General features: G+C 76.6%; 12 protein-coding genes and 1 riboswitch. Of the genes, 6 read left to right on the top strand and 6 right to left on the bottom strand.

From position 1 onward, the window contains the following. Window positions 1-33: 33 nt before the first annotated feature. Genes SNE206_RS00365 through SNE206_RS00355 form a run of 3 tightly spaced genes read right to left on the bottom strand, consistent with a single transcriptional unit; the run spans window position 34 to window position 3,430 of the window. Window positions 34-1,533, bottom strand: a complete 1,500-nt coding sequence (locus tag SNE206_RS00365; protein ID WP_407911265.1) for a precorrin-2 C(20)-methyltransferase — start codon at window positions 1,531-1,533, stop codon at window positions 34-36. After that, window positions 1,530-2,156, bottom strand: coding sequence for a precorrin-8X methylmutase (locus SNE206_RS00360; RefSeq protein ID WP_405010587.1), 627 nt, complete (start codon window positions 2,154-2,156; stop codon window positions 1,530-1,532). Before SNE206_RS00360 ends, SNE206_RS00365 begins: the two co-directional genes overlap by 4 nt. Continuing rightward, complete coding sequence (locus tag SNE206_RS00355; RefSeq protein ID WP_407911312.1) at window positions 2,153-3,430, bottom strand: hypothetical protein; 1,278 nt, start codon at window positions 3,428-3,430, stop codon at window positions 2,153-2,155. The genes SNE206_RS00360 and SNE206_RS00355 overlap by 4 nt, the downstream gene beginning before the upstream one ends. Window positions 3,431-3,516: 86 nt before the next feature. After that, a riboswitch (cobalamin riboswitch) is annotated at window positions 3,517-3,656 on the top strand. 181 nt (window positions 3,657-3,837) lie between these two features. On the opposite strand from SNE206_RS00355, the gene cobN reads away from it, so the two are divergent. Beyond that, window positions 3,838-7,449: a cobaltochelatase subunit CobN gene (gene cobN / locus SNE206_RS00350; protein ID WP_407911264.1), complete on the top strand. Its 3,612-nt coding sequence runs from the start codon at window positions 3,838-3,840 to the stop codon at window positions 7,447-7,449. Between the two features lie 111 nt (window positions 7,450-7,560). Beyond that, window positions 7,561-9,105, top strand: coding sequence for an apolipoprotein N-acyltransferase (lnt, locus tag SNE206_RS00345; protein ID WP_407911263.1), 1,545 nt, complete (start codon window positions 7,561-7,563; stop codon window positions 9,103-9,105). A gap of 7 nt (window positions 9,106-9,112) precedes the next feature. Here lnt and SNE206_RS00340 read toward each other — a convergent pair whose 3' ends face one another. Then, window positions 9,113-9,895, bottom strand: a complete 783-nt coding sequence (locus SNE206_RS00340) for a VOC family protein (protein ID WP_407911262.1) — start codon at window positions 9,893-9,895, stop codon at window positions 9,113-9,115. A 1-nt stretch (window position 9,896) separates the two neighbouring features. Further along, a complete protein-coding gene (locus SNE206_RS00335) occupies window positions 9,897-10,805 on the bottom strand; it encodes an NADP-dependent oxidoreductase (RefSeq protein ID WP_407911261.1) in 909 nt (302 codons plus the stop codon). Between the two features lie 189 nt (window positions 10,806-10,994). Here SNE206_RS00335 and ribA point away from each other — a divergent pair, with 189 nt between their 5' ends. The 4 genes from ribA to SNE206_RS00315 all read left to right on the top strand — a co-directional run bounded on the left by ribA (window position 10,995) and on the right by SNE206_RS00315 (window position 15,119). Next, window positions 10,995-11,663 (top strand): GTP cyclohydrolase II, encoded by a 669-nt coding sequence (gene ribA, locus SNE206_RS00330; protein WP_407911260.1) that lies wholly within the window; start codon window positions 10,995-10,997, stop codon window positions 11,661-11,663. 146 nt (window positions 11,664-11,809) lie between these two features. Continuing rightward, the gene (locus SNE206_RS00325; protein ID WP_407911259.1) at window positions 11,810-12,931 is read left to right on the top strand and encodes a chemotaxis protein; all 1,122 of its coding nucleotides are present in this window, start codon (window positions 11,810-11,812) and stop codon (window positions 12,929-12,931) included. A gap of 157 nt (window positions 12,932-13,088) precedes the next feature. Further along, window positions 13,089-13,766 (top strand): FxLYD domain-containing protein, encoded by a 678-nt coding sequence (locus SNE206_RS00320; RefSeq protein WP_407911258.1) that lies wholly within the window; start codon window positions 13,089-13,091, stop codon window positions 13,764-13,766. A 132-nt stretch (window positions 13,767-13,898) separates the two neighbouring features. Beyond that, the gene (locus SNE206_RS00315) at window positions 13,899-15,119 is read left to right on the top strand and encodes an FAD-dependent oxidoreductase (protein WP_407911257.1); all 1,221 of its coding nucleotides are present in this window, start codon (window positions 13,899-13,901) and stop codon (window positions 15,117-15,119) included. Window positions 15,120-15,125: 6 nt separating this feature from the next. On the opposite strand, the gene SNE206_RS00310 is transcribed toward SNE206_RS00315, so the two are convergent. After that, the gene (locus SNE206_RS00310) at window positions 15,126-16,349 is read right to left on the bottom strand and encodes an ATP-grasp domain-containing protein (protein WP_407911256.1); all 1,224 of its coding nucleotides are present in this window, start codon (window positions 16,347-16,349) and stop codon (window positions 15,126-15,128) included. Window positions 16,350-16,375: the final 26 nt, after the last annotated feature.

The following is a 16,375-nucleotide window of genomic DNA, read 5'->3' as shown; positions in this document are numbered from 1 at the left end:
CCGGCACCCGTCCGGCACCCGGCCGCCGGGGGCTCAGTCCTCCGGGTAGCGGCGCGGTGTCCAGACCACCTCGGTGCCGTTGTCGCGCTGCACGAGGCGGGTCTGCGAGGAGCCGATCAGGAGCAGGGTGCGCATGTCGACCTGGGCCGGGTCGAGGTCGGCCAGGCGCACGGTGCGCACCCGCTCGGTGGGGCCGCCGACGTCGCGGGCCATCACCACGGGGGTGTCGGCGGCGCGGTACTCCAGCATCAGGTCGCGGGCCAGGCCGACCTGGGTGGTGCGGGACTTCGAGCCGGGGTTGTAGAGCGCCAGCACCAGGTCGGCCGCGGCGGCGGCGCGCAGCCGTTCGGCGATGACCGTCCACGGCTTGAGCCGGTCGGAGAGCGAGACCACGGCGTAGTCGTGGCCGAGCGGGGCGCCCGCCCGGGAGGCGGCGGCGTGCGCGGCGGTCATGCCGGGCAGCACCCGCACCGGCACCGAGCGGTACGGGTCGGCGCCGGCGGCCTCCAGCACGGCGGTGGCCATCGCGAAGACGCCCGGGTCGCCGGAGGAGACGACGGCCACCCGGCGTCCGCGGCGGGCCAGGTCGAGGGCGAACTCGGCGCGCTCGGCCTCGACCTTGTTGTCGGAGCCGTGGCGCAGCTGGCCGGGCCGCACGGGCACCCGGTCAAGGTAGGTGGTGTAGCCGACCAGGTCGGTGGCGGCGGCGAGGGCGCCGCGGGCCTCCGGGGTCAGCCAGAGCGGCCCGGCGGGGCCGGTGCCGACGACGACGACCTCGCCGGGGCCGTCCGGTGCGGGCTCGGCGGCGTCCAGCGGTGCCACCTTGCTGGGCAGGACGGCGACGGAGAAGTACGGCACCGAGTCGGCGTCGACCTCGGCGAGGGGCAGGGTGCGCTCGCCGTCCATGAAGGCCCGCTCGACGTACTGCGCGTCGGCGAGGCGGCCGGCCCGTTCCAGGGCGCGGCGGACGGCGGGGAAGGTCCGGCCGAGCTTCATGATCACGGCGGAGTCCGCGGAGGCGAGCCGGGCGGTCAGCTCCTCCTCGGGCAGCGTGCCGGGGATGATCGTCAGGGTCTCCTCGGCCTCCACCAGTGCCGTGCCGAGCCGGGCGGCGGCGGCGCTGACCGAGGTCACGCCGGGCACCACCTCGGTCGGGTACCGGTGCGCGAGGCGCTTGTGCATGTGCTGGTAGGAGCCGTAGAACAGCGGGTCGCCCTCGGCGAGGACGACGACGTCGCGGCCGGCGTCCAGGTGGGCGGCGAGCCGGGCGGAGGCCTCCTCGTAGAAGTCGTCGAGCGCGCCGCGGTAGCCGCCGGGGTGGTCGGTGGTCTCGACCGTGATCGGGTAGACCAGCTTCTCCTCGATCTGCCCGCCCGTCAGGTAGCGGTCGGCGATCGAGCGGGCGATGGATCGCCCGTGCCGGGCACTGTGGTACGCCACCACGTCGGCCTTGCCGATGAGTTCGGCGGCACGGACGGTCAGCAGGGAGGGGTCGCCGGGGCCGAGCCCGACGCCGTACAGACGGCCCGTCACTCTTCTTCACTCGCAATCGCGTTGACGGCGGCGGCGGCCATCGCGCTGCCGCCGCGGCGGCCGCGCACCACCAGGTGCTCCAGGGCGGCGGGGTGCTCGGCCAGGGCCTGCTTGGACTCGGCGGCGCCGATGAAGCCGACGGGCACGCCGATCACCGCGGCCGGGCGGGGTGCGCCCGCCTCGACCATCTCCAGCAGCCGGAAGAGCGAGGTCGGGGCGTTGCCGACGGCCACCACCGCGCCCTCCAGCCGGGGCAGCCACAGCTCCATGGCGGCGGCGCTGCGGGTGGTGCCCATCCGGCGGGCCAGCTCGGGCACCGCCGGGTCGGTGAGGGTGCAGACGACCTCGTTGCCGGCGGGCAGGCGCTTGCGCGTCACCCCGCTGGCGACCATGTTGACGTCGCAGAGGATCGGCGCCCCGGCGAGCAGGGCCGCCCGGGCGGCGGCGACCGCGCCGGGCGAGTACACGAGGTCCTCGACCAGGTCGGTCATGCCGCAGGCGTGGATCATCCGCACCGCGACCCGGGCGACGTCCTCGGGCAGGGCGGCCAGATCGGCCTCGGCCCGGATGGTGGCAAAGGACTGCCGGTAGATGGCCGCGCCGTCCTTCTCGTACTCGATCACGTGATCCTCCGGGCCTCGGCGACCGCCTCGGCCATCTCTTCCGTCGTCACATCCACTGAAGGCGCCGGCGTCCCGACCGGCGTCACCCGGTAGCCCTGCCCGAGCGCGAGCACGTCCACCCATCGCCCGGCGGGGTGTCCGCAGCGCCGCTCGCAGCCCGACCAGTGCACGGGCAGCGCCGCACCGCCGGCGCGCTCCGGAGCGCGGGCCGCGCCGGAGGGTGCGTCGGGGTGCGCCGCCGCCGGGGCCGCGCCGGGCCCGTGCTCCAGTGCGCGGGCGGCGTCGGTGCGGACGTCGGCGAGCGACTTCGCGCAGCCGGGCAGGCCGGTGCAGGCGGTGGCGCGGTCCCAGGCGGTACCGGGCCGGGTCAGGAACCCGGCGGCGGCCAGGTCGGGGAGCCGGGCGGCGGGCACGCCCGGCAGGACGGCCCCGCGCCACGGCGTCAGCCGGATCTCACCGGCGGACACCTCCGCCAGCAGCCGCCACCGGTCGGCGGCGGCCCGGCCGAAGCGGGTGCCGACGGCGATCCCGCCGGGCAGGGCGCCGAGCGCGGGCGGGCCGCCGGCGGGGGCGGGCAGCGGTTCGGTGCCGGGCGGCAGCAGGTCGGGGAGTTCCCGCAGGTGCCAGGCCCGGCCCTCCGCGGCCGCCAGGAAGTCGCGGGCGGCGGCGAGCGCGGCGGCCACCGGCGCGCCGACCGGGCGGACGGTGCCGGCCCGGCCGAGCCGGAGCAGCGCGGTGCCGCCGGGCGCTGCGATCAACGTCACATCGGCGTCGAGCGCGGCGACGTCGCCGCGGCCGTCGTCCAGGGCGAAGAGGAACTTGCCGGACAGTCCGGCCGCCCAGCCGCTCGCGCACAGCTCCGCGTCGAGCGCGCGCACCCAGCCCTGCACGTCGGCGTGGCCGCGGCCGTCGACCCCGGCGTACGGCGAGGCGACGATGTTGCGCACCCGCTCGTGCGTCTCGGAGGGCAGCAGTCCGGCCTCGCGCAGCCGCCGGGCGAGCTCGGCCCCGCAGTCCGAAGGCAGGCCGCGCAGCTGGACGTTGCCGCGCGAGGTGGTCTCCGGCGCGCCGTCGCCGAGCTGCTCGGCGGCGTCGGCGAGCGCCACGAGCTGACGGGCCGTCAGGAGTCCGCCGGGCAGGCGCACCCGGGCCAGGGCGCCGTCGTCGGCGGTGTGCAGACGGAGAGCCCCGGGGCAGGCGTCCGCGCGGCCCCGGCCGGGCACGGCGGAGCCTCGCGCAGCGGCGTCGGGTGAGGCGGGCATGGCGGCGAGCATACAGAGGGTGCGACGGGCCGCCCCCGTCTCGTAGATCACAGTCGGCGCCCTGTCCCGCAGCCGCGCGGCACCCCGTACGATGCTGCCGGGCGGTCCGCGAGGACGGCCCGACGCCAGCGACGGCAAGCGGAGGAAACCGGTGCAAATCCGGTGCGGTCCCGCCACTGTAACCACGGCTCAGCCTGCCGTGGAGCCAGGAACTCCCGCCGTCCTCCGCCTTCTCCCGGTCTCCGGCCGGGGGCACACCGAGGGGCGCGGACCCCGAGGAAGGTCCGACCTGTGCGCTGCCGCCTGCCCGGCCCCGCCGTCCGTCCCAGACGTGCCGAGCCCGCACCGCCCGCTCCCCCGGCACGGCCGACCCCGCGACTCGCGACCCGGAACACCGACCTGGCCGGGAGGCCCTCCGCATGATCCTGCTGCTGTCGACCTCCGACACCGACCTGCTGAGCGCCCGTGCCGCGCAGGGCCCGGTGCCCTTCCGGCTCGGTAACCCCGCCAGGCTCACCGCCGACGACCTGCCCGCGCTGGTGGACGGCACCGACCTGGTCGTGGTGCGGCTGCTCGGCGGCCGGCGCGCCTGGGAGGATGGGCTGGACGCCCTGCTGGCCGGCCCCCGCCCGGTGATCGTGCTGACCGGCGAACAGGCCCCCGACGCCCAGCTGATGGAGCTCTCCACCGTGCCGGCGGGCATCGCCGCCGAGGCGCACGCCTACCTCGCGCACGGCGGGCCGGCCAACCTCGCCGAGCTCGGCGCGTTCCTCTCGGACACCGTGCTGCTCACCGGCCACGGCTTCGCCCCGCCCGCCTCCGCCCCCGACTGGGGCCCGCTGGAGCGCGAACCGCGGCCCACGGACGGCCCGCTGATCGCGGTGCTCTACTACCGCGCCCACCACATGAGCGGCAACACCGCCTTCGTCGAGACGCTGTGCTCGGCGATCGAGGACCGGGGCGCCCGCGCGCTGCCGCTGTACTGCTCCTCGCTGCGCGGCGCCGAGCCGGAGCTGCTCGCCGAGCTGGCGCGGGCCGACGCGATCGTCACCACGGTGCTCGCCGCGGGCGGCACCCGCCCCGCCGACGCGCAGGCCGGCGGCGACGAGGCGGCCTGGGACGCGGGCGCGCTCGCCGCCCTCGACCGCCCGATCCTGCAGGCGCTGTGCCTGACCTGGTCGCGCAGCCGGTGGGAGGAGAGCGACGACGGCCTCTCCCCGCTCGACACCGCCACCCAGATCGCCGTGCCGGAGTTCGACGGCCGGCTGATCACCGTGCCGTTCTCCTTCAAGGAGCTCGACGAGGACGGCCTCACCGTCTACCGCGCCGACCCCGAGCGGGCCGCCCGGGTCGCCGGCATCGCCGTGGCCCACGCCCGGCTCCGGCACACCCCGGCGGCCGAGCGGCGGCTCGCGCTGGTGCTGTCCGCGTACCCGACGAAGCACGCCCGGGTCGGCAACGCCGTCGGCCTGGACACCCCGGCGAGCGCGATGCGGCTGCTGGCCCGGCTGCGCGCGGAGGGCATGGACCTCGGCACCGACCTGCCCGGTCTCGACTCCGCCGATCCCGCCCTCCACGAGGGCGACGCGCTGATCCACGCGCTGATCGCGGCCGGCGGCTACGACCAGGACTGGCTGACGGAGGAGCAGCTCGCCCGCAACCCCGTCCGCATCCCCGCCGCCGACTACCGCCGCTGGTACGCCGGTCTCCCGGAGGGCCTGCGGGCCGGCGTCGAGGCGCACTGGGGCCCGCCGCCCGGCGAGCTGTACGTCGACCGCTCGCAGAACCCGGACGGCGACATCGTGCTCGCCGCGATCCGCTCCGGCAACCTGCTGGTGCTGATCCAGCCGCCGCGCGGCTTCGGCGAGAACCCGGTGGCGATCTACCACGACCCGGACCTCCCGCCGAGCCACCACTACCTGGCGGCGTACCGCTGGATCGCGGCGGCGCAGGAGGACGGCGGCTTCGGCGCGCACGCCGTCGTCCACCTCGGCAAGCACGGCAACCTGGAGTGGCTGCCGGGCAAGACGGCGGCGCTGTCGGCCGACTGCGGGCCGGACGCCGTCATCGGCGACCTGCCGCTGGTCTACCCGTTCCTGGTGAACGACCCGGGCGAGGGCACCCAGGCCAAGCGCCGCGCCCACGCCACGCTGGTCGACCACCTGGTGCCGCCGATGGCCCGCGCCGACAGCTACGGCGACATCGCGCGGCTGGAGCAGCTGCTCGACGAGTACTCGTCGATCGCCGCGATGGACCCGGCGAAGCTGCCCGCGATCCGCGCCCAGATCTGGACGCTCATCCAGGCGGCCCGCCTCGACCACGACCTCGGTCTCGACGAGCGGCCCGGGGACGACGGCTTCGACGACTTCCTGCTGCACGTCGACGGCTGGCTGTGCGAGGTGAAGGACGCCCAGATCCGGGACGGCCTGCACGTGCTGGGCCAGGCGCCGGCCGGCACCGACCGGGTCAACCTGGTGCTCGCCATCCTGCGTGCCCGGCAGATCTGGGGCGGGGTCGGCGCCCTGCCGGGTCTGCGTGAGGCGCTCGGCCTGGACGAGGCGGCGCCGACGCTGGGCGCCACCGACGCCGCCGAGGCGCAGGCCCGCGCCCTGGTCGAGGCGATGGAGGCGGAGGACTGGTCGCCGGAGGCGGTGGAGAAGGTCGCGGCCGGGCATCCCGGCGCCGTCCGCGACGTCCTCGACTTCGCGGCCCGCCAGGTGGTGCCGCGCCTGTCGGCGACCACGGACGAACTGGACGCGGTGCTGCACGCGCTGAACGGCGGCTTCGTGCCGGCCGGCCCGTCCGGCTCGCCGCTGCGCGGGCTGGTCAACGTGCTGCCGACCGGCCGCAACTTCTACTCGGTCGACCCGAAGGCGGTGCCGAGCCGGCTCGCGTGGGAGACCGGGCAGGCGCTCGCGGCGTCGCTGGTCGAGCGCTACCGCGCCGACAACGACGGCGCGTACCCGCCGTCGGTGGGCCTCTCGCTGTGGGGCACGAGCGCGATGCGCACGGCGGGCGACGACATCGCCGAGGCGTTCGCGCTGCTGGGCGTGCGCCCGGTGTGGGACGACGCCTCGCGCCGGGTCACCGGCCTGGAGGCGGTGCCCGTGGCGGAGCTGGGCCGTCCCCGGATCGACGTGACGCTGCGGATCTCCGGCTTCTTCCGGGACGCCTTCCCGCACGTGGTCGCCCTGCTGGACGACGCCGTGCGGCTGGCCGCCGGCCAGGAGGAGCCCGACGAGGACAACTTCGTCCGGGCGCACGTGCAGGCCGACCTGGCCGAGCACGGCGACGAACGCCGGGCGACCGTCCGGGTGTTCGGCTCCCGCCCGGGCACGTACGGGGCGGGCCTGCTGCAGCTGATCGACAGCCGGGACTGGCGCACCGACGCCGACCTCGCCGAGGTGTACACGGTGTGGGGCGGCTACGCGTACGGCCGCGGGCTGGACGGCCGGCCGGCGCGGGAGGAGATGGAGACCGCGTACCGGCGGATCACCGTCGCCGCGAAGAACACCGACACCCGCGAGCACGACATCGCCGACTCCGACGACTACTTCCAGTACCACGGCGGCATGGTGGCCACCGTGCGGGCGCTGACCGGGAAGAACCCGGCGGCGTACATCGGCGACTCGACCCGCCCGGAGACGGTGCGCACCCGGACGCTGACCGAGGAGGCCGCCCGGGTCTTCCGCGCCCGCGTGGTGAACCCGCGCTGGATGGAGGCGATGCGGCGGCACGGCTACAAGGGCGCCTTCGAGATGGCCGCGACCGTCGACTACCTCTTCGGCTACGACGCCACCACCGGGGTGGTGGCCGACTGGATGTACGAGAAGCTCACCGAGGAGTACGTGCTCGACCCGGTCAACCGGGAGTTCCTGAGCGCGGCCAACCCGTGGGCGCTGCACGGGATCAGCGAGCGGCTGCTGGAGGCGGCCGACCGCGGGCTGTGGGCCGAGCCGGACCCGCGTCTGGTCGAGGAGCTGCGGGCGGCGTTCCTGGAGACCGAGGGCGACCTGGAGGGCGACGTCTGACCGCCGCGGGCGGCGCCCGGCCGGGGCCGGGTGCCGTCCGTCCCTCTGTGCGCCGCGGATCGCGCCGCACGTCGGCGCATGATCGCGCGGATCCGGGAGGACAATCTCCGCATGAGCCTGCGCACCGCCCTCGCCCGCCCCGCCCGTTACGCCTCGCTCGCCGCCGGCGCCCTGCCGGTGGCGGCCTTCCCCGGTGCGGGCCTGGACCGGCTGGCGTGGGTGGCGCTGGTGCCCGGCATGCTGCTGATGCAGCGGTCCCCGGACGGGCGCGAGGCGGCCGTGCGGGGCTGGTGGTTCGGCGCCGGGTTCATCCTGGCGGCGATGTACTGGCTGACGCCGTCGATCGGGCCGGCCCTGCTCGTCCTGGCGGTGCTGGTCGGTGCGGTGCAGGGGGTGTTCGGGTTCGCGGTGTGGCGGCTGCTGCACCGTCCGGCGGATGTCCGGGCGGCGGCGACGGCGCTGGTGGTGCTGCCCGCGGTCTGGGTGAGCTGCGAGTTCGTCCGGTCCTGGCATGCGCTCGGCGGCCCGTGGGCGCTGCTCGGCGCCAGCCAGTGGGAGCACCCGGCGGTGCTGGCGCTGGCCTCGGTGGGCGGGGTGTGGCTGGTGAGTGCGGCGGTGGCGGCGTGCAACACGGCGGTCGTGCTGCTGTGCACGGGCCGGGTGCGGGCGCTGCCGGCGGTGGCGGCCGTGGCGGTGCTGGCCGCGGGGCCGGTGCTGTTCGCGGTGCTGCCCGCGCCGGCCGGCGGCGGCAGTGCGACGGTGGCGCTGGTGCAGCCCGGCCAGACCCCTGACGAGGTCTCACGGCTGGCCGCGAGCTCCCGGATCACCCGGGGCCTGGTGGGGCAGCAGCTGGACCTCGTGGTGTGGGCGGAGAGCAGCACCACGGCCGACCTCGACACGGACGCCGCGGTGCTGGCGGGCCTGCGGAAGCTCTCCGCGACGACCGGGGCGCAGCTGATCGTCGGCGAGGACGCCCGCAAGGCCGACGGCCGGATCTCCAAGGACGCGGTGCTCGTCACCCCGGACGGCGTCGCGGCCCGCTACCGCAAGATCCGGCTGGTGCCGTTCGGCGAGTACATCCCGTTCCGGTCGGCGCTCGGCTGGATCTCCGGGGTGAGCAAGGCCGCCGGGGAGAACCGCGCGCCGGGCAGCGCGTTCCACCTGCTGCCCGCCACCGCCGCGGACGGCCGCCCGCTGCCGGTGGGTGCGCTGATCTGCTTCGAGTCGGCGTTCCCCGACATGGCGCGGGCGGCGGCGCGGGCGGGGGCGCCGGTGCTCGTCTACCAGTCGTCGACGTCGACCTTCCAGTCGACCTTCGCGCCTGCGCAGCACGCCTCGCTGGGGGCGATCCGGGCGGCCGAGACGGGCCGCCCGGTGGTGCAGGCGGCGCTGACCGGCGAGTCCGTGGCGTACGACCGGCAGGGCCGCCGGCTGGCCCGGCTCGGCACGGACGCGTCCGGGGCGCTGACCGTCCGGGTGCCGCTGGCCGATCCGGCCGCTCTGACCTGGTACGACCGGCTCGGCGACTGGGTGCCGTACGGCTCGGTGGCGGTCACCCTGGCCGGCGCGGCCGTGGTGTTCCGCCGGCACCGCCGCGGGGCGGACCCGGCACCGGTGGCCGCGCCCGCCGCCGAGCCGTCGGCGTCCCGGTCGTAGCGCTCCGCTAGGGCCGGCCGGCGGGCTCGGCCACGGTCCCTGCGACGTGGACGCCGAGGACGGCGCCCTGCGGGTCGCGCAGGACGGCGAGCCGCGGCCCGTCCGGCACGTCGGTGGGCGGGAGCACGACGGTGGCGCCGAGCACGGCTGCGCGTTCGACGGTGGTGTCGACGTCGGCGACCGCGAAGTACGGCATCCAGTAGGGCGCGGCGTCGGCCGGGAACTGGTCGGCCATGTCGGTCATGCCGCCGAAGTCGCGTCCCGGCAGGCCCCACTGGGTGTACATCTCGCCGACGGTGACGCTCCAGCCGAGGACCCGGGGGTAGAACTCCTTCGCCGCGGCGGTCTCGCGGGTGGCGAGTTCGACCCAGCCGAGGGAGCCCGGTTCGTCGATGAGGGTGGTGCCGTTGAAGGCGCGGGCCTGCCAGAGGGCGAAGGCGGCGCCGCCCGGGTCGGCGGCCACGGCGAAGCGGCCGAGGTCGAGCACCTCGGCCGGTTCCGCGAGGATGCGGCCGCCTGCGGCGCGGACGGCCTGCGCGGCGGCGTCGGCGTCGGGTACGGCGAAGGAGACCGTCCAGGTGGTGGGCTGCCCGGAGGTGCGGAGCGGGCTGAGTCCGGCGACGGGTTCGGCACCCAGCATCAGCGCGGTGTAGCCGCCGGCCTCGGGCCGGAGGTCGGTCTCGGTGCGCCAGGCGAAGAGTTCGCGGTAGAACGCCTTGGAGGCGTCCGGTTCGACGGTGGCGAGCTCCACCCAGCAGGGGGCTCCGATGGCGGGCCTGTCGATCTTCATGTCACTCCATCACCAGGACGAGTTTGCCGCGGGCGTGTCCGGTCTCGACCTCGGCGAGCGCCTCGGGGGCGCGGTCGAGCGGGTAGCTGGCGGTGATCCGGGGGTCGAGCGCGCCGTCGGTGACCAGTCCGGCGAGCGCGGTGAGCGCGGCGCCGGCCGGGGCGCGGTGCACGGCGCCGCCGCCGAGGGCGGCGGCCGTCCCGGCGTCGACGGTGGAGACGAGCCGGGTGCGGTCGGCGAGCACGGGGGCGGCCTCGCGGAGGTCCTCGCCGCCGATGAGGTCGATGATCCCGTCGACGCCGTCCGGGGCGGCGGCGCGGACGCGGTCGGCGACGCCCTCGCCGTAGCGGATCTGGACGGCGCCGAGGCTCTCCACGTACTCCCGGTTGCGGTCGGAGGCGGTGCCGACGACGGTCAGCCCGCGGGCGCGGGCGATCTGGGCGGCGGCGCTGCCGACGCCGCCCGCGATGCCGAGCACCAGCAGGGTGCGGCCGGCTTCGAGGCCGAGCTGTTCGACGGCGTCGTACGCGGTGGCGGCGGCCACCGGCAGGGCGGCGGCCTCGGCGAAGGTGACGCCGAGCGGCTTGTGGGCGGTGCCGGCGGCGTCGAGCAGGGTGTGTTCGGCGTAGCCGCCGGCGACGGCGGTGCCGAAGACCTCCTCGCCGGGGGCGAAGCCGTCGACGCCGGGGCCGGTCTGCTGGACGACGCCGGAGGCCTCGACGCCGAGGACGCCGGGCAGCGGGCCCGCGGTGCCGAGCCAGCCGTTGCGGATCTTCCAGTCCACCGGGTTGACCCCGGCGGCGCGGACGAGGACCAGCAGCTGCCCCGGTCCGGGGGAGGGTACGGGCCGTTCCAGGAACTCCTGGTTCTCCGGTCCTCCGTACGCCCGGTACGCGAACGCCTTGGACATGGTGCTCCCTGAGATCGGCGACATCCTTCACCCAGCTTGCGCAGCGGTCGGGCGGGTCGGCCGGGGATGGTGGGCCGAACGGGACGGGCGGGGCAGGAGCGGACGACAGTTGTTCACATTGGAACTACACGGTACGGTCGACGCAAGCGGTTCGAATTTGAACCACTCTCCCCGACCACGGAGGCCGGCATGCCGCACACCGACACCGCCCGGACGCCGCAGCCCGCGCCCGCCCGCGTGCGGTCCCACGTCCGCATCCCGCTGACCTTCCCGGACGGCTACCGCGCGGACGCCGAGGTGTACACCTTCCACGGCCTCGCCGACGGCGCCGAACACCTCGCCCTCGCCCTCGGCGGGCCCACCGCGGCCACCGGCACGCCCCTGGTGCGGCTGCACTCCGAGTGCCTGACCGGCGACGTCTTCGGCTCGGCCCGCTGCGACTGCGGCCCCCAGCTGCGCGAGTCCGTCGAGCGGATCGCCGAGTCCGGCGGCTACCTGCTCTACCTGCGCCAGGAGGGCCGCGGCATCGGCCTGTACAACAAGCTCGACGCCTACGCCCTGCAGGACTCCGGCCTCGACACCTACCAGGCCAACACCGCGCTCGGCCTGCCCGAGGACGGCCGCGACTACACCGCCGCCGCGCAGATGCTCACCGCCCTCGGCGCCACCGGCGTGCGGCTGCTCAGCAACAACCCCGACAAGGCGGCCCAGCTCGCCGCCCTCGGCATCGAGGTCGCCGAACGCGTGCCGACCGGCGTGCACCTCTCCGACAGCAACGTCCGCTACCTGCGCACCAAGGCCGACGGCACCGCCCGCACCCTCGGCCACGGCATCGCGGGGCTCTCGCTCGGCGCCTGACCGCCCTCACCCGGTCGGCGCAGCGGGCGGGCGGGGGTGCGGGGCGCGTGGAAGCGTCGGGTGGTGGGCCGCCCCCGTCCTCCCGCCCCGCCGCGCGGCCCCGCCGGGCCCTGCGCCCGGCGCGGACCCGAACCGGAAGAGCGCCCATGGAAACCGATTCCCTGACCGCCGAGACCCTGCGCGAGCTCCGCACCGCACGGCCGTACCCCGCGGTCTCGCTGACGATGCCGACGCACCGCCGCGAGCCGGACAACGCCCAGGACGCGGTGCGGCTGCGCAACCTGCTGGCCGAGGCCGAGCGCCGGATCGACTCCGACCCGGAGGCTTCCCGGCAGGACCGGATCGACCTGCACCGGCAGCTGGAGCGGGCCGTCGCCGAGATCGACCCGCGCCACACCGGGGACGGGCTGGTCCTGTACGCCACCACCGCCGACCACCAGGTGTGGAACCTCGCCCGCGAGGTGCCCGAGCGGGTCGTGCTGAGCGACACCTTCCTGACCCGCAACCTCGTCGCCGCCAAGGCGCAGGCCCGCCCGTACTGGGTGCTCGCGGTGGCCGCCGACCGCGCCTCGCTGTGGGGCGGCTCCGGGCAGACGCTGCACGAGCACGAGGCGGACGGCTTCCCCGCCGAGGCCGAGGGGCCCGACTGGGACGTCCAGCGCGAGGAGCGGGTCGGCGACCAGCCGAGCACCTTCAGCGACGAGGACACCCGCCGCTTCCTGCGCACCGTCGACGCCGCCCTCGGCACGGTGCTGGCCGCCGACCCCCGGCCGCTGTTCCTCGTCGGCCTGGCGCAGGCCGTCTCGCTGCTGCAGGAGGTCGGCACCGGGAAGGCCGCCGGGAAGGCCGTCGCCACCGTGCTCAAGGGCGGCCTCACGGACGGTCCCGACCGCCTGCTGCTGCAGGAGCTCACCCCGGCCATGGCGGAGTTCGCCCGGCACGAGTCGGACCGGGTCGGGTCGGCGCTGGACGCCGCCCGCAGCCGCCGGGCGTTCGCCGCGGGCCTGGACGAGGTCTGGGAGGCCGTCTGCGAGGGCCGTGCCGAGATGGTCGCCGTCGAGGAGCACTTCCAGCGGACCGTCAGGCTGACCGACGGCCACCTCACCCCGCTCGACGACGGGAGCACCGGCGGCTGGGAGGACGGCGTCCGCGAGGACATCGTCGACGAACTGGTGGAGACCGCCCTCGACAAGGGTGCCGAGGTGGTCTTCCTGCCGGACGAGCAGCTCAGCGCGCACGAGCGGATCGCCGCCGTGCTGCGGTACTGACGGCCGGTCCCGGCCCCGCCCGGCCCCCGGTCCGCACCCCGCGGGCCGGGGGCCGCCGCACACCCGGGCGGCGCAGCCCTGCGCGCGGCCCGCGACCCGCCCTCGCAGGCTTGAGACGTTGTGCATCCTCCGGCCGAACGCCCCTCGGGAGCCCGCCATGACCCAGCACCCCCGCCTGCGCGCCCTCACCGGGCCCACCGCCCGGGCCGGCGCGATCCTGGCCGCGGCCGCCGCGCTGACCGCCGGCGCCGCCGCCTGCAGCAGTTCGGAGAAGACCGTGGGCGGCATCAGCCCGGCCGTCGTGTCGGCGGCCGCCGAGGCCTCCCGGCACGCCGCCTCGGCGGCGGCGGAGGCGTCCGAGCTGAGCGGTGCCGAAGCCTCCGACGCGGCGTCGAACGCCGCCGCCCTGATCTCCGAGGTCGCCTCGGCCCGCGCCGCGTCCGCCTCGGCGGCGGCCTCGGCGCTGGAGTCCCGGGCGGCGGCGTTCGAGGCGTCCGTCTCGGCCCAGGTGTCGAAGGCCCGGGCGAGCGCGAGCGCCGCCCTGACCGGGGTCGCCGGCACCGGCAACGCCCTCGGCGACGTCACCCTCACGGGCATCCCCACCACCGCCACCGACGGCTTCCCCGCGGCCACGCTCACCATCACCAACTCCAGCTCCGAAACGGCCTCCTACGCCGTGCAGGTCGACTTCCTGGACAGCTCCGGCGCGACCGTCGAGACGGTCGTCGTCGGCACCACCGGCCTCGGTGCCGGGCAGACCCGGACGGTGCTGGCGCACGGCGACACCAGGGCCGACGCGGCGAACGCCAAGGTCGTCCGGGCCCAGCGCTACTGACCGCGGGCGGCCCGGGCCGGCCCCCGGCGTCCCGGAGCGCCTCCGGCCGGGCGGGCGGCGACAGGCGGGCGTGCCGCCCCCGGCCGCCCGTCGCATGCTGGAGAGGAGGCGTCGAACACCGGAGGTCTTCCCATGACAGAGCCGTCCGGCCGGGTGGTACCCGGTGCCGTGGTGGTGGGGGCCGGGCCGTACGGCCTGGCGGCCGCCGCCCACCTGAAGGGCCGGGGGGTCGACGTGCGGGTGTTCGGCGAGCCGATGGACGGCTGGCGGTCCGCGATGCCGCGCGGGATGTACCTGAAGTCCACCCCCCGCGCCTCGAACATCTCCGACCCGTCGGGCGCCTGGACGCTGGCCGACTTCCGGATCAGCCAGGGGCAGCCGCCGGTCGGCGACCGGTACGCGATCCCGGTGGAGGAGTTCGTCGCGTACGGCGAGTGGTTCCAGCGCAACCGGGTGCCCGAGGTCGAGCGCACGACGGTCGTCTCCGTCACGTCCGGCCCGCGCGGGTTCCGGCTGGAGCTCGGCACCGGCGAGGAGCTGACCACCGGCGCGGTCGTGGTGGCGACCGGCCTGAAGGCGTACGCCCGGGTGCCGTCCGTGCTGGCCGGGGCCGTGGAGGCGGGGCTGGCCTCGCACACCTCGGACCACGCCGACCTGGGGACGTTCGCCGGCCGCCGGGTCGCCGTCGTCGGCGCCGGGCAGTCCGCGCTGGAGAGCGCCGCGCTGCTGCACGAGGCCGGGGCCTCCCCCACCCTCGTGGCCCGCCGGGAGGAACTGGTCTTCGGCACCCCGCCGGACCGCGACATCGTCGACGACCGGCCGCTCACCTCGCGGGTCGCCGAACCCAGCTCCGTGCTCGGGCCCGGCTGGCCGCTGCGGGCCTACGCCGGCATCCCGTGGGCGTTCCGGCACCTCTCCGACGGCGCCCGCGACCTCCGGGTGCGCACGGTGCTCGGGCCCGCCGGCGCGTGGTGGCTCCGGGACCGGATCGACGGCCGGTTCCGGGTGCTGACCGGGCACACCGTGGAGGGCGCCGAGGAGGTGCCGGGCGGGGTGCGGCTCCGGCTGCACGGGCCGGACCGGGAGGAGCTGGAGGCCGACCACGTGCTCGTGGCCACCGGCTACCGGGTGGACGTCGACCGGCTGGCCCTGCTCGACGCGGGGCTGCGCCGGGCCGTCCGGCGGGCACCCGGCGGCGCGCCGCGGCTGACGCCCGGCTTCGAGTCGTCCGTGCCGGGCCTGTACTTCACCGGCCTCGCCGCCGCCGACACGTTCGGCCCGGTGATGCGGTTCGTGTGCGGCACCGCCTTCGCCGGCCGCCGGGTCGGCGCGGCCGTCGCCGCCGCCGGGTAGCGGCCGCTACCCGCCGCGCCGCACCGCCCGGACGAGGCGCAGGGCCTCGGTGACGGCGAAGCGGGCGGTCTCGGCCACCGCCGGGGCGGGATCGTCGAGGCTGAGCCAGGCCCGTTCGGTGCCCCGCCGGGGCCGGACGTCGCGGGGCAACCGGCGCTCGTGCCGGAGGCCGCTGACCACCGACATCGCGTCCAGCTGGCCGACGGCGAAGGAGCGGGCCCGCTGCGGGCCGGACGGCACCGGGCGGCCGGTGAGCGACAGGTGCAGGGCGCGCACGACGTCCACGCCGCCCGCGGTCTCGAAGAGCCGGAACTGCGCCCCCGTCCGGGGGTTGAAGTCGACCAGGTGGTAGCGGCCGGTGCGCCGGTCGAGCCGCCAGTCGAGGTCGGCGATGCCGCAGTAGCCGACGGAGCGGCAGAACCGCTCGGCGAGGGCCGCCAGCTCCGGGTTGGGCAGCGCCCGGGCCCGGGTGGTCACCCCGCCGCCGGGCGGCCAGGCCCGGAGCTTCAGCCCGGTGAAGAGCACGAGCGGCTCCCCGCCGGGGCCGCAGCACAGGTGGGTGAACCAGTCCTCCGCGTGCTCGTCGGGCAGGTACTCCTGGGCGAGCACGGAACCCGCGGTGCCGTCCGGGCAGGCGGCGAGCAGCGCCCGCTCGTCGCGGACCACGGTGCTGTGGCCCACCGCCGGACGACTGAGCCGGGAGAACGGTGCGAGGTTCTTGAGCACCAGCGGGTAGCCGAGGCTCCGGGCCGTCTCCAGCAGCTGCTCGCGCCCGTCCGGCGCGGTGGCCCGCAGGGTCGGGACGCCCGCCGCGGCGCACAGCGCGGGCAGCTCCCCCTTGTCGGCCAGCCGGCGCGGCAGGGCCGCGGGCACCGGCGGCAGCAGCAGTTGGCCGCGGAACTCGTCGGCGTGCTCGGCCAGCAGGACGGCCGCCTCGTCGTCGGTGGTGACGGGCAGGCAGCGGCGGCCGACCCTGCGGGCGGCGCCGCGGACGGCCTCCAGCAGCCGCTCCTCCGGCTCGCAGCCGGTGGTCCGGGCCACGACGGCGCCGGTCAGGTGGCGGGAGACCGCCGTGGGGGTCAGCCGGTCCTCCACCATGGCGTGCACCGGGACACCTGCCCGGCCGAACGAGCGGACCACGCCGACCGCGCTGTGCGACTGCGGGTACCGGCCGATCTTCACCAGCAGGACGGGAACACTGCGGTCGAGGTCAGGCCGGTTCCTGGCCATCACTGTACGTACCTCTCGGATCACAC

Source organism: Kitasatospora sp. NE20-6, from assembly GCF_045862635.1.
Note: the sequence above shows the minus strand (reverse complement) of the source record. Positions and strands in the feature narration are given on the sequence as shown.